Genomic DNA, 11,148 nt, shown 5'->3' on the forward strand with positions numbered 1-11,148 from the left:
GTAGTCTGGACGACTACGTTCGGGTGAAAAAATAGTTTCTACCCGGACGTAGCCGTCCAGGCTACTTACCGCGTGCGGCCTTTACCTGATCGGGCGTTACCGCATCGGCCTTGTTGGTGAAGTTGCTACGGATGTAGGTCAGTACATCGGCAATTTGGGTATTGTCCAGAAAGTCATGAGCAGGCATCGCATTATCGTATACTTCGCCTTCCACTTCCTCCCCCTGTAATCCCTTCAGCAGCACGTTGATGAGTCGATTTTTGTCACCCAGTACCCAATCAGTACCGCGCAGGGGCGGGTTCAGGTTGGGTACGCCCGATCCATCGGCCTGATGGCAGGCCAGGCAATATTGCTGGTAAATGGCCTGACCGGGGAGTTTGACAGCCTCGGCGGCTGTTGTCGCCGTTGGCCTGGTAACCGCTTTTTTCGTTTGGGCATAGCCTGCCGAGACTGACAGGCAAACCAGAAGTGTATATATGATTTTCATAGCGTAACCTTGATTGTTGATATTCGCTTCGTTGGCAATGCTTATTTCCGCCATTTCAGCGTGTTCAGCAGGTGCAGCATGTCCTTGCGAATATATTGGATAATGGGTTGAAGCGAATCGTTCTGAGTCGCCGTACTGAAGTATAACGCCCCCCGCAGGAAATGGGTTGTCGAGTCGGTCGTTACGAACTGGACCTGGCTTGGCACCTCCCCCGACAGATCGATCAGGCTGGCCTCCAGACCCGATTTCAACTTGAGCGTCCGTTGCTCGATGGCATAGGCTTTGATATTGTGCCGGGCGGCCAGTTTGTACGAATCTTCGAGCATACCCCGCAACCGGTTTACGTCATTCCGGATCGGCTTGTAAGTCAACTGAACACTGGCATGGAAAGCCGGATAGTTAATAAAAATCCAGTGTGGCTCAGCGCGGGCGAACGTATCGGGCAGGATTCGGGCTATACTATTGTACTCGAACTGGTAAGGATGAGTCGGCGCTATCTGGGTATACCGGGGTACCGGCAAATCGAAGCGCGGATAGGCCTTCGGTTTGGGTACATAGTTGTCAGCGGTATCGCTGCCGCAGGCGGTCATGATCAGAGCGAGGCAACCAACAAATGCACAATGGCTTAGTTTCATAAAAAAGGCGTGACGTTACATAAACGATGCTTATTGCTTTCTTAGTCTAACCGTAAAATTCCACATAATGTCTCAGCGCCCCACCTGGTTTCAACCCGTAAAAAACTTTGTATTGATTGTAGCCGGCATCCTGAGCGCCGGCATGGGACTGAAAGGGTTTCTGTTGTCGAGCCACTTCATCGACGGGGGGGTTACCGGCGTCTCTATGCTGCTGGCCGATCTGTTCGGCTGGCCCCTGGCCGCGTTGATTCCAGTCATTAACCTACCCTTTATCATTCTTGGTTACCGGCAGATAGGCGGTCAGTTTGCGCTCAAAAGTGCCATTGCCATCGCCGGGTTGTCGCTCTGCATCGTCTTTGTCCCCTACCCCGATGTTACACCCGACTTACTACTGACGGCTATTTTTGGCGGTTTCTTCCTGGGTCTCGGCATCGGTCTGGCCATGCGGGGCGGGGCTGTGCTGGATGGTACCGAGATAGCGGCTTTGCTCATAAGCCGGAGCAGTAACTTACTTAAGGTCAGTGACGTGATCCTGTTGCTCAACGTGTTCATTTTTAGCGCAGCCGCCTTCTTTCTCACCCTTGAACTCGCTCTGTATTCGATCATCACCTATTTCGCAGCCTCCAAGATGATCGATTTCCTGGTACATGGTTTGGAAGAGTATACGGCTATTATGATCGTATCGCCCAATCATCCCCAAATTCAGATCCGTCTGACCGAAATGGGCTGGGGCGTTACAGTATTGGCCGGGCAGCAGGGACACGGTAAGCATGGGGCCCGTGTACAGGCTCAGGATGTACTGTACACGGTAATTACCCGGCTCGAAATTGGTCGGTTGAAAGCGATCATCAACGAAATTGACCCCAATGCCTTTATAACCCAGCACGGCATAAACGATGTTGGTGGCGGGAAGGTGAAAAGCCTGCCACTCCACTAAAGCGGGCCGTCAGTCCACGGTCGCTAGGTTCTTGGCCGCTTTTTGGGAAAGAACGAAACACCAACCTGATAGTATAACATTTTTGGCTGGAAGCGGGGCAGATCGCCGATGGTCCCGTCGTTGAACCGCCATTGGCCTTGGCCAAATGACGGCAGTTGGTAGCCCACCCGGGCACCCACCCGCAATTCATCGTAGTATCTCTTTAACCAGTATAGCCGGTACTCCCCGGCAGCCGCTGCATGCAGATTCAGGTATAATCCCTGCCGGAAGGTGACAGGGTTATAAGCAGCCGGGTTATTAGCAATAGTGGCGAGTAAGAGATTGTCACGGTCAACCGGGAGCAGCGCCAGCCGGTACCACATCATATCGTAGCCAAACATAGGCCCTACAATGAATCGACGTGTGTTGATTAACTTGTAGGTACCGGAAAAACCGACGCCAAACCCGCTAAGGCGTGCCCGCCGAATGGCCGGACTAACAGCCGGACCGTTACTGGTAGTACCCATAAACAGGAAACGTGTTTCGGCGGTGTGTTTCGGCCAGTCGCGTACGAATGAAAACGTAACGTTGCTGAACTTGTCCCCTACCGCTTTGGCATCGATGTTTGTTTGCTGAAGTTTTTGCTGAATAGCGGTGAGGCTATTGTTCGTGAGCAACCCCGATTCAGTACCAAACCGGAACCCGGTTACCGATCGCTTCGTCGTATCCTGCGCCTGACCCGTTGTTGCTGCGCCCGCAATCAGCAGGCCTATTCCTATGATTCTGTTTTTCATACGGTTTGGTTACTATGCTCAATCCATGCACAGTTCCGAAATATATGAAAAGAAAAAAGTTACCTCAATCCAGTGAAGTAACTTTTTTTGCCCTACAGTAAATTTAATATCAGCAAGCGCGCTTACACATTCACGTCTTCCATTTCCTCCTGCCGAACCGGCTGGCCGAGCAGTGTGGCAAATCGGTTGATGTTGAAGGTAGGCTCAAACCAGACTTCGCCCATAACCGGGTGTTTCACCGGCACATCGGGATTTTGAATCTCGTTGAGCAACACGCCCGTGTCGCCCGTTGTGTGGCGCTTTACCTGGCGAACGGTATAAATCTGGTCCTTCTTTGGGGTCTGAATGCCAAACTCCGCGTAAAAGGCCAGCACCGGTGCCGGAAATTTGTCGTTTGTGCAAATGATCTCCATACTCATCTATGCCTACGTTTTGTCAGATTCTACCGGTTAACACAATTTCAGGCAAAAGTATCCGGTTTGGGACTAAATTCTGATTCAGACTTAATCCAGCAGTCCACCCAACTGGCCTAGAACAGAGCCACTTTCTTTGTTCCCCTGACCGCCACTGGCCGACAGCCGCTGTACCAGTTTGGAGATGGGCATACTCTGAATCCAGACTTTTCCGGAACCGCGCAACGTAGCCAGGAACAGGCCTTCGCCCCCGAACACCATACTCCGCAGACCACCCGCCCGCTGAATATCGAAGTTGACACTTGGCTCAAACCCTACTACACAGCCCGTATCTACCCGCAGGATCTCGTTGTTCAGGGTGCGCTCGATCACCACACCGCCCGCATGAATAAAGGCCATGCCGTCGCCCTGAATTTTCTGAAGAATGAAGCCTTCGCCACCAAAAAAGCCAGCTCCCATTTTCTGGTTGAAATGGATGCTCATCTTGGTGCCCAGCGCAGCACACAGGAACGCGTCTTTCTGAACGATCAGTGTATTTCCGTAAACACCGGATAAGTTAATGGGCATTACCGTGCCGGGATAAGGTGCGGCAAAAGTCACTTTACGCTTCCCGTTGCCCCGGTTGGTGAAGTGGGTCATGAACAGCGACTCGCCCATGATCACCCGCGACCCCGCCTGTAGCAGTTTACCCAGAAACCCCTGGTCGGGCTGGGAGCCGTCGCCCATTTTGGTTTCAAACTGGATACCGTCTTCCATATACAGCATGGAGCCAGCTTCGGCAATGACGGTCTCGTTGGGGTCCAGTTCAATTTCGACGATCTGGATATCTTCGCCGATGATTTTGTAGTCGATTTCGTGAGAATACATAGTCGGGTTTCGGTTCTTGTTTCTGGTTTACTCATTCGAAACTACTGAATGTGCCCGATTGAGCGACGCGTTTTTCGTACAAACGGCACAAAAAAAGCCCAACCGGGCGATTTGACGGGTTGGGCTTGCAGGTGGTGCGGAAGATGGATGTCGTGCGTAGTGTGTCGGCACGTCACCCGCTACTTACCGTCTTGGCTTTTCGTCCAGATCGATATCATCGTCCAGGTTCAGTTCCTCATCGTCCCCTTCTTTGGCTTCGGCCTCGTTGGGGAGCGGTTCACCTTTGAGATTAAGGTCGGTGCGATGGCGCAGTTTTTTATCATCCACCGTCTTATTCAGAAACTGGTTGATCTTGTCTATGTCGAAACTCGTCGTGATCTCGCCAAACGAGTTGATCTGAATATCGAACCCTTCCAGTTCTTTATGAACGCGGGGTTTTTCGTTTTCGTCGGGATTCGGTTTTTTCTTTGCCATGATTACTAACAGAACACGGTTGGTACGGGTAAAACGGATTGGAGCGGATTTCCTCTTCGTAAATAGGCAAAAATCTATCAAATCCGAACCAACTGTGTTCTTCTTATCTATTTAACTGCTGTTTTCAACGTGTTTAGCGCCGTTTCCAGCCGCCCGACCGTCTCGTCTTTACCAATGATTTCCATGGTCAGCATCAGATCAGGTCCGGCACCGGTACCCGTCAGCGCCAGCCGCATAGCCTGCATGATCTTGCCCTGCTTGATACCCGCCTGCGTCATCGCATCGCCCAGCGTGTGTTTGATATCATCGGCCATAAACGGGCCGTCATACGCCTGTAATGCATCGCGAAAAGCCGTTACCGCCCGTACCGCGTCGTCGTTCCATTTCGCGGCTGCAATAGCTTCGTCATAGGTCGTTGGCGCGTTGAAGATCGTAGCCGCTTCGGTAAATATCTCGTGGGCGAAATTAATTCGTCCTTTCAGGAGCGATACGATCTTTTCGGCTTTTTCGGGCGGGCAGTCGAACCCGGCGGCTTCGGCTTGTTGCTGCACGGTAGGGGCCAGTTCAGCATCGGGCCGCAACCGAATGTACTGGTGATTGAACCACTGCGCCTTCTGGATGTCGAACCGGGCCCCGGCCTTATGCACCTGCGTCAGGTCGAAGCTGGCAATCAACTCGTCCATCGTGAACAGTTCCTGCTCGGTGCCGGGATTCCAGCCCAGCAAGGCCAGGAAGTTGATCGTGGCCTCGGGCAGGTAACCTTCTTCCCGAAACCCTTTGGCCACAACGCCCGTAACGGGATCGGTCCATTGAAGAGGGAAGATGGGGAAACCACCAAGGTCGGCATCGCGCTTACTGAGTTTGCCGTTGCCTTCAGGCTTCAGCAACAGCGGCAGGTGAGCAAACTGCGGCATCGTATCTTCCCAACCCAGGTACCGGTACAGCAACACATGCAGCGGAGCCGACGGCAGCCACTCCTCACCCCGGATCACGTGGGTGATCTCCATCAGGTGGTCGTCCACGATATTGGCCAGGTGATAGGTTGGCAACCCGTCCGATTTCAGGAGAACTTTATCATCGATAGCCGACGAATGGACGTTTACCCAGCCGCGGATCAGATCATTGAGTCGAACCTCTTCTTTTCGGGGTGTTTTCAGCCGGATAACATACGGGTCACCGGCGTCTATGCGGGCCTTTACCTCGTCGGCTTTCAGGGTCAGCGAGTTGCGCATCTGCATCCGCGTGATGGAATTATACTGTGCAGCCGGCGCATTGGCTGCTTCGAGCCGCTGCCGCATAGCGTCCAGTTCTTCGGCCGTATCGAAGGCATAATAGGCTTTTCCTTCGTCGACGAGCCGCTGGGCCTCTTTCTGGTAAATAGCCCGGCGCTCCGACTGGCGGTAGGGTGCATGCGGACCACCTACGCCCTGTCCTTCGTCTATAACGATGCCGGCCCAGTGCAGGGCTTCGACGATGTATTCTTCGGCACCCGGTACAAACCGATTCTGATCGGTATCTTCGATACGCAGGAGCATTTTGCCACCCATCTTCCGGGCAAACAGGTAATTATAAAGCGCGGTACGCACTCCGCCGATGTGCAGCGGGCCGGTGGGGCTTGGCGCGAAACGAACGCGAACGGGTTTTGACATAATTGGGGGAGGAAGGGGAGGAAAGGGAGGATGGAGGAAAGGGGCAAAAGGATTGCGACCGCAGATCCCTTTGCTCCATCCTCCCTTTCCTCCCCTTCCTCCTTTTTCTCTATTGGACAGCTATTACTGAAATTTCAACATTGACATCCTTGGGCAGACGGGCCACTTCCACCGTTTCGCGGGCGGGCGGCTCAAACGCAAAAAACGTTCCGTACACCTCGTTGATGGCCGCAAAGTTATTCATGTCCTTCACGAAGATGCTGCTCTTGACGATGTTCGTAAAATCCATGTCGGCGGCCTGCAGGATGGCGCCTATGTTTTTCATAACCTGATGCGTTTCGGCCTTGATGTCGCCCAGGGGTGCCAGATCAATGGCTACCTGCCCCGATACGAACAACATGCCGGTAGCGGTTACTTTTACGGCCTGGCTATAGGGCCCGATGGGCGCTGGTGCCTGTTCAGTATAAACAATTTCCTTGTTCATTGATTTTTATTTTGGTAGTCTTCGGGTAACGGGACGAGTTGCCCGATCCTACATGCCTCCGCAAAGTTACCGACAAACCCCCGTATGGCCGAAAGTACGCTCATCATCTTCGTTAAAAACCCAATTCCCGGTACCGTCAAGACCCGTATTGCCCGCACCGTTGGCAACGAGCAGGCCGTAGCCGTGTACCAGCATTTGCTTCGGCACACGCAGGCTATCACACGGCCACTGCGCTGTCGGCGGGTGGTGTATTATGGGGATTTTGTCAATGAGGACGACGGCTGGAACGGCTACGAAAAGCAGCTGCAATCGGGTCAGGACCTGGGCCAGCGGATGCAGGAAGCATTTCGGGAGCAGTTTGAGCAGGGTGCTGGCCCGGTAGCTATCATTGGCAGCGATTGCCTCTCCATTACGGCCTGTCACATTGAACAGGCGTTTGCGGCTCTGGCCCGGGCCGACGTTGTCATTGGCCCGGCAACGGATGGCGGCTATTACCTGCTTGCCATGAAGAAACTTCACCCGGCCCTGTTCGACGGTATGCCCTGGAGCCAGCCCGAGCTGGGCCAGCTGACCGAACTGGCCAGCCGGCAGAACGGCCTGACGGTTGAGCGGCTGGACGAACTGACCGATATCGATGAATGGGCCGACTATGAACATGCACTGAAATGAGTACCTGGAAAGATTTTTTACTGACTACCGCTTCCGGCGCTGAAGTCCATTTCGATCGACTCAAAAACCGTCTCTTCGGGCGGCTCGATGCCGATAAACCCTACAAGATCGTGTACTACCGGGGCTTTGGCTCGCCATCGGCGGTCTGGCTCAAAGGGCGGGTCCTGCGCGAACGTGACCTGAGCACACCATCCGACAACGACCGCTTCTGGCAGAACCTGCTGGCTACCTACCAGCGCTTCGAGAGCGACGAAGTGCCGGGCGTGACGGTACGGGTTGAGGCTTTTGACAAGGCCTATACGACCGTAACGGATGAGGAAGGGTATTTTGAGGTAACGATCAACCCACCCGATGGGGTGCTCATTGCCAATCCCGGCCGGGTATGGTTTCCGGTACGCTACTCGCTCGATGGCCTTGTACAGCCCACCACGGGCGAGCCCGTCGAGAAAGAAGGGTATATGATGATATCGCCCCAGTTTAGCCAGTTTGGCGTTATTTCCGACATCGACGATACCGTTCTGGTTACCGGCGCAACGAGTCTGCTTCAAACCGCCCGGCTCACATTTCTGGGGAACGCCTATACGCGGTTGCCCTTCGCGGGCGTAGCGGCTTTTTACCGGGCGCTGCAAAGCGGACCGATCACGACGCTGTTCAACCCGATCTATTATGTATCGAGCAGCCCGTGGAATCTCTACGATCTGCTGATCGACTTCTTCCGGATTCAGGGTATTCCCAAAGGACCGATTTTATTGCGGGATCTGGGCTTCGACCCGGCCCTGCTGTCATCCGATTCGCACCACACCCACAAGCTGGCTATGATCCGGAAAGTGCTCGATGTGAACCCGCAGCTGCCGTTTGTACTTATCGGCGACAGCGGGCAGCAGGACCCTGAAATTTACACGCAGGTAGTGCGCGAGAACCCCGGCCGAATCAGAGCGATCTACATCCGCGATGTGACGCCCGAAACCCGCGATGCGTCCGTTCGTGAGTTGATCCGGACAGCCGAGACCAGTCATGTCCCCATGCTCCTCGTCACGGATACGGTGGCGGCTGCCGAACACGCAGCGTCGCTCGGCCTGATCGACTCCGACACGATCCCGGAAATCCGGGCTGACCGACAGGCGGACAAAGAGTAACAACGTCCTGTATCCTGGACGGCTACGTCCGGGCGGTTAGAGTTTTTACCCCCGGACGTAGCCGTCCAGGATACAGGACGTTCCTTGACGGCATAAACCTCAGGCCAAAATAAAATCTTAATCCTGTTTCTATATGCCTTTCACCATAGCCTGCATTTTTGCGAAGGCGGTTTTGGTAACGGCGAGCGCATCCTGGGCGTAGTAACTTTTATTGAATACTTCCAGCGATAATACAATGGGTTTATCGGTACGCCTGATCATCCGGAGTGTATCACGGATGGGCGCTACGCCATCGCCCGGAAACACCCGGTCGGCATCGACAATCACTTCGCGGGACAGCGTAGACGGGTAATCGTTGACGTGAAAAACTTCGATGGCGGGCTTGCCCACGAGCGGCAGGCTGGCCTGCGACGTGCCGCCTTTGTAAAGGTGATAGATATCCAGCAGCAGCCGGGCCGAGGGGTGGCCGCTTTCGGTAGCGACGTACATGACCTCGCTCAGCTTGTTCAGGTTTTTTGAGAAACCCCAGAGTTCCAGTTGCGGAATGACTTTGGTCTGGTCGCTGATTTCGAGAATGGCACGGTAGCGTTCGGCGGCTTTACGCAGGTCAATAATTGGATCTTTGGCCGTTTGGGCACCAATGGGCGGGGTAGCCACGCGCCTACAGCCCACCTCAGCCAGCATCTCCATTTCGCGCTTGAGCTGATCGGCCCCTTTCTGGCGGGCCGCATCATCGTCTACGATCCAGGGCGCAAAGCCAATAGCGTTCTCTACGGTTATGCCCAGGTCGGTCAGCAGTTTGCGAACGTCGGCAGTGGAGTGCGTTTTCAGGTATTCCTGAATTGAATCGATCCAGATTTCGACCGATCGGAATCCCCCTTTCGACGCCGTTTCGAGTTCCTTGGCGAAGCCCAGCTTCTGGCCCCGGATGGTGCTCATGTTGAGACAAAGCGTGAAGGGCTGGCTGGCTGTAGGAGCAATGACAGCCGCTTGTGTCGCTTCAGCAAGAACAGACCCGCCCGCTGTGGCGGCCAGGGTTGCCAGCAACTGGCGACGAGTGAGGGAGGAGTGAGACATGCCCACTAAACGCACAAACCCGCTTTACCTACTGATAGGAGGGGTACGTAACGATTAGTATAAACAAGCAGCAGCCATCAAGTATAACTCCATACATGACCGTTTTTTGCCGGTTTTAACCCCACTGGTCGTGGGGTTTAGCTAGCCGATCTCTTGATAAGAAAATCAATAAAAGAGAGATAGCGTATTGGTATCTTTCAGTTGGCCCTGTTTACTTTTAGGAAACCTATTTTTTATCCGTCATTGGGTGCAACCCCTTAAAAACAATGGCACTTTACCTGATTATAGGTTACCTAGATTGTCATGACGTTCGATTATATGACAACTTTATTCAGGATGCCCAGGCAGTCAATTTGTTAACAGCCTGTTAAGTTGTTTTTTTAAGCCTTAATCGATAAACCAAGCCCTTATTTATGAAAAGTTACAAAGTTGAAGGCCTAATCTACTATTCCAAACTTACGCTCGATTCCAAGCATATTCTGAACGATTCCCAAGCCGAAGTGCAAACTAAACTCGATGAGTACGCTCAGCAAGGCTATCGGCTTGCTTCAACCAACACCGTCAGCTTCGGCTCGGCTATTTACATTTATTTATTCTTTGAAAAAGACGTGGATTAACCCCCTGATGTAAACAGTTAACATGTAAGCACTTATATAGTAGAAATAGATCTCGCATTTTACAGGCGTTTTATGTAATCAGCGTTAAAATAAGTTAACTGTTCGTACTTTATATACACACTCTTGTACATTTGGCGCATAGACAAATTCTCATACGATGAAAAACTATTTGCTGATGTTAAGTTTGTTATTTCCTGTATATAGCTGGGCTCAATCAAGAGTAGAAACACCTTGGCTTAACCAAGGCCAAGTACAGGTAGGTGTAGGAGTAGGAGCTGGCTGGGGTGATGATGTAGGCGGTCATCTGCGTGCAACTCCCTATGCTCAGTATTTTCTAAAAGATGGCTGGGCCTTGCGATTAGAGGGACGTTATAATTACAATGGTCCTGATGGCAATCAATACGCAGGAGCAGGTTTACTAACTCAGTATCACTTTTTACGCACTAAGCGGCTTTCCGTTTTTGGTCAAGCAGGTTACTTCTATGGGAAGGCTGACTATGGTTTGTATCGAACAGTTGATCTAACGCCCACCTCAGGCCGTTTAGAGCGATACCGAGAACAGTTCAATTATGGGATGTTTAACCTCGGTGTTGGCGCTCAATATCAATTAGGTTCGCGTTGGTCAATCAACGCATTAGCTGAGAAAAACGTAGGTAGAAAAATAGGGCGTTTTGGGGCCGACAGTTTCAACACCACGTTAGGCATCGGTTTCCGAATCAAGTAAGGAACGTGATTAAATTTTTCTAAGAAATGATCAGGTCATGTAGTAAAAACATGGCCTGATCATTTCTTAGAAAAATCAATTGGCGTAAGATAGTTATACTAATTCAAATTAATAACGTCGTGTTTTTTAAGTACGGGAAACAGGTCAGTGAAATGACCTTGCCTTCTTCGGCAAACAGCCCCTCAACAATCACCTGAATGCGGCTT

14 protein-coding genes are annotated in these 11,148 nt (G+C 52.4%); 5 read left to right on the forward strand and 9 right to left on the reverse strand.

Going from position 1 to position 11,148, the window contains the following annotated elements; translation table 11 throughout:
- Window positions 1-61: 61 nt before the first annotated feature.
- Window positions 62-487 carry a c-type cytochrome gene (locus FH603_RS10420; protein ID WP_186737426.1) on the reverse strand — a complete coding sequence of 142 codons (426 nt, stop codon included), beginning with the start codon at window positions 485-487 and terminating at the stop codon, window positions 62-64.
- A gap of 41 nt (window positions 488-528) precedes the next feature.
- Entirely contained in the window at window positions 529-1,122 is a 594-nt protein-coding gene (gene gldD, locus FH603_RS10425) for a gliding motility lipoprotein GldD (RefSeq protein ID WP_186737427.1), read from the reverse strand.
- A 67-nt stretch (window positions 1,123-1,189) separates the two neighbouring features.
- Here gldD and FH603_RS10430 point away from each other — a divergent pair, with 67 nt between their 5' ends.
- Entirely contained in the window at window positions 1,190-2,059 is an 870-nt protein-coding gene (locus FH603_RS10430; protein ID WP_186737428.1) for a YitT family protein, read from the forward strand.
- 23 nt (window positions 2,060-2,082) lie between these two features.
- Here the strand turns inward: FH603_RS10430 and FH603_RS10435 are convergent, their stop codons facing one another.
- The 6 genes from FH603_RS10435 to FH603_RS10460 form a co-directional block, all read right to left on the reverse strand.
- Window positions 2,083-2,832, reverse strand: a complete 750-nt coding sequence (locus tag FH603_RS10435; RefSeq protein ID WP_186737429.1) for a hypothetical protein — start codon at window positions 2,830-2,832, stop codon at window positions 2,083-2,085.
- Window positions 2,833-2,954: 122 nt separating this feature from the next.
- Entirely contained in the window at window positions 2,955-3,245 is a 291-nt protein-coding gene (locus FH603_RS10440) for a hypothetical protein (protein ID WP_186737430.1), read from the reverse strand.
- A 90-nt stretch (window positions 3,246-3,335) separates the two neighbouring features.
- Window positions 3,336-4,112 (reverse strand): TIGR00266 family protein, encoded by a 777-nt coding sequence (locus FH603_RS10445; RefSeq protein WP_186737431.1) that lies wholly within the window; start codon window positions 4,110-4,112, stop codon window positions 3,336-3,338.
- Window positions 4,113-4,295: 183 nt separating this feature from the next.
- Entirely contained in the window at window positions 4,296-4,586 is a 291-nt protein-coding gene (locus tag FH603_RS10450) for a hypothetical protein (protein WP_186737432.1), read from the reverse strand.
- A 107-nt stretch (window positions 4,587-4,693) separates the two neighbouring features.
- The gene (gltX, locus tag FH603_RS10455) at window positions 4,694-6,235 is read right to left on the reverse strand and encodes a glutamate--tRNA ligase (RefSeq protein WP_186737433.1); all 1,542 of its coding nucleotides are present in this window, start codon (window positions 6,233-6,235) and stop codon (window positions 4,694-4,696) included.
- Window positions 6,236-6,344: 109 nt separating this feature from the next.
- On the reverse strand, window positions 6,345-6,719 hold the full coding sequence (locus tag FH603_RS10460; protein WP_186737434.1) for a Rid family detoxifying hydrolase: 375 nt from the start codon (window positions 6,717-6,719) through the stop codon (window positions 6,345-6,347).
- 84 nt (window positions 6,720-6,803) lie between these two features.
- On the opposite strand from FH603_RS10460, the gene FH603_RS10465 reads away from it, so the two are divergent.
- Together FH603_RS10465 and FH603_RS10470 are read left to right on the forward strand one after the other, a co-directional pair.
- The gene (locus FH603_RS10465; RefSeq protein ID WP_186737435.1) at window positions 6,804-7,388 is read left to right on the forward strand and encodes a TIGR04282 family arsenosugar biosynthesis glycosyltransferase; all 585 of its coding nucleotides are present in this window, start codon (window positions 6,804-6,806) and stop codon (window positions 7,386-7,388) included.
- The gene (locus FH603_RS10470; RefSeq protein WP_186737436.1) at window positions 7,385-8,524 is read left to right on the forward strand and encodes an App1 family protein phosphatidate phosphatase; all 1,140 of its coding nucleotides are present in this window, start codon (window positions 7,385-7,387) and stop codon (window positions 8,522-8,524) included. The genes FH603_RS10465 and FH603_RS10470 overlap by 4 nt, the downstream gene beginning before the upstream one ends.
- 129 nt (window positions 8,525-8,653) lie before the next feature.
- Here FH603_RS10470 and FH603_RS10475 read toward each other — a convergent pair whose 3' ends face one another.
- A complete protein-coding gene (locus FH603_RS10475) occupies window positions 8,654-9,601 on the reverse strand; it encodes a sugar phosphate isomerase/epimerase family protein (protein WP_186737437.1) in 948 nt (315 codons plus the stop codon).
- Between the two features lie 413 nt (window positions 9,602-10,014).
- Here FH603_RS10475 and FH603_RS10480 point away from each other — a divergent pair, with 413 nt between their 5' ends.
- Both FH603_RS10480 and FH603_RS10485 read left to right on the forward strand, forming a co-directional pair.
- The gene (locus tag FH603_RS10480) at window positions 10,015-10,218 is read left to right on the forward strand and encodes a DUF4177 domain-containing protein (protein WP_186737438.1); all 204 of its coding nucleotides are present in this window, start codon (window positions 10,015-10,017) and stop codon (window positions 10,216-10,218) included.
- 157 nt (window positions 10,219-10,375) lie between these two features.
- Entirely contained in the window at window positions 10,376-10,942 is a 567-nt protein-coding gene (locus FH603_RS10485; RefSeq protein ID WP_186737439.1) for a porin family protein, read from the forward strand.
- Window positions 10,943-11,148 lie beyond the last annotated feature (206 nt).

This window comes from Spirosoma utsteinense (assembly GCF_014282275.1).
In the GTDB taxonomy this organism is placed as follows: Bacteria; Bacteroidota; Bacteroidia; order Cytophagales; family Spirosomataceae; genus Spirosoma; species Spirosoma utsteinense.

Excerpts from the sequence above, each read along its gene's own strand:
- FH603_RS10420 (WP_186737426.1), bottom strand. The coding sequence starts at position 487 with ATGAAAATCATATATACACTTCTGGTTTGCCTGTCAGTCTCGGCAGGC.
- gldD (WP_186737427.1), bottom strand. The coding sequence starts at position 1,122 with ATGAAACTAAGCCATTGTGCATTTGTTGGTTGCCTCGCTCTGATCATG.
- FH603_RS10430 (WP_186737428.1), top strand. The coding sequence starts at position 1,190 with ATGTCTCAGCGCCCCACCTGGTTTCAACCCGTAAAAAACTTTGTATTG.
- FH603_RS10435 (WP_186737429.1), bottom strand. The coding sequence starts at position 2,832 with ATGAAAAACAGAATCATAGGAATAGGCCTGCTGATTGCGGGCGCAGCA.
- FH603_RS10440 (WP_186737430.1), bottom strand. The coding sequence starts at position 3,245 with ATGGAGATCATTTGCACAAACGACAAATTTCCGGCACCGGTGCTGGCC.
- FH603_RS10445 (WP_186737431.1), bottom strand. The coding sequence starts at position 4,112 with ATGTATTCTCACGAAATCGACTACAAAATCATCGGCGAAGATATCCAG.
- FH603_RS10450 (WP_186737432.1), bottom strand. The coding sequence starts at position 4,586 with ATGGCAAAGAAAAAACCGAATCCCGACGAAAACGAAAAACCCCGCGTT.
- gltX (WP_186737433.1), bottom strand. The coding sequence starts at position 6,235 with ATGTCAAAACCCGTTCGCGTTCGTTTCGCGCCAAGCCCCACCGGCCCG.
- FH603_RS10460 (WP_186737434.1), bottom strand. The coding sequence starts at position 6,719 with ATGAACAAGGAAATTGTTTATACTGAACAGGCACCAGCGCCCATCGGG.
- FH603_RS10465 (WP_186737435.1), top strand. The coding sequence starts at position 6,804 with ATGGCCGAAAGTACGCTCATCATCTTCGTTAAAAACCCAATTCCCGGT.
- FH603_RS10470 (WP_186737436.1), top strand. The coding sequence starts at position 7,385 with ATGAGTACCTGGAAAGATTTTTTACTGACTACCGCTTCCGGCGCTGAA.
- FH603_RS10475 (WP_186737437.1), bottom strand. The coding sequence starts at position 9,601 with ATGTCTCACTCCTCCCTCACTCGTCGCCAGTTGCTGGCAACCCTGGCC.
- FH603_RS10480 (WP_186737438.1), top strand. The coding sequence starts at position 10,015 with ATGAAAAGTTACAAAGTTGAAGGCCTAATCTACTATTCCAAACTTACG.
- FH603_RS10485 (WP_186737439.1), top strand. The coding sequence starts at position 10,376 with ATGAAAAACTATTTGCTGATGTTAAGTTTGTTATTTCCTGTATATAGC.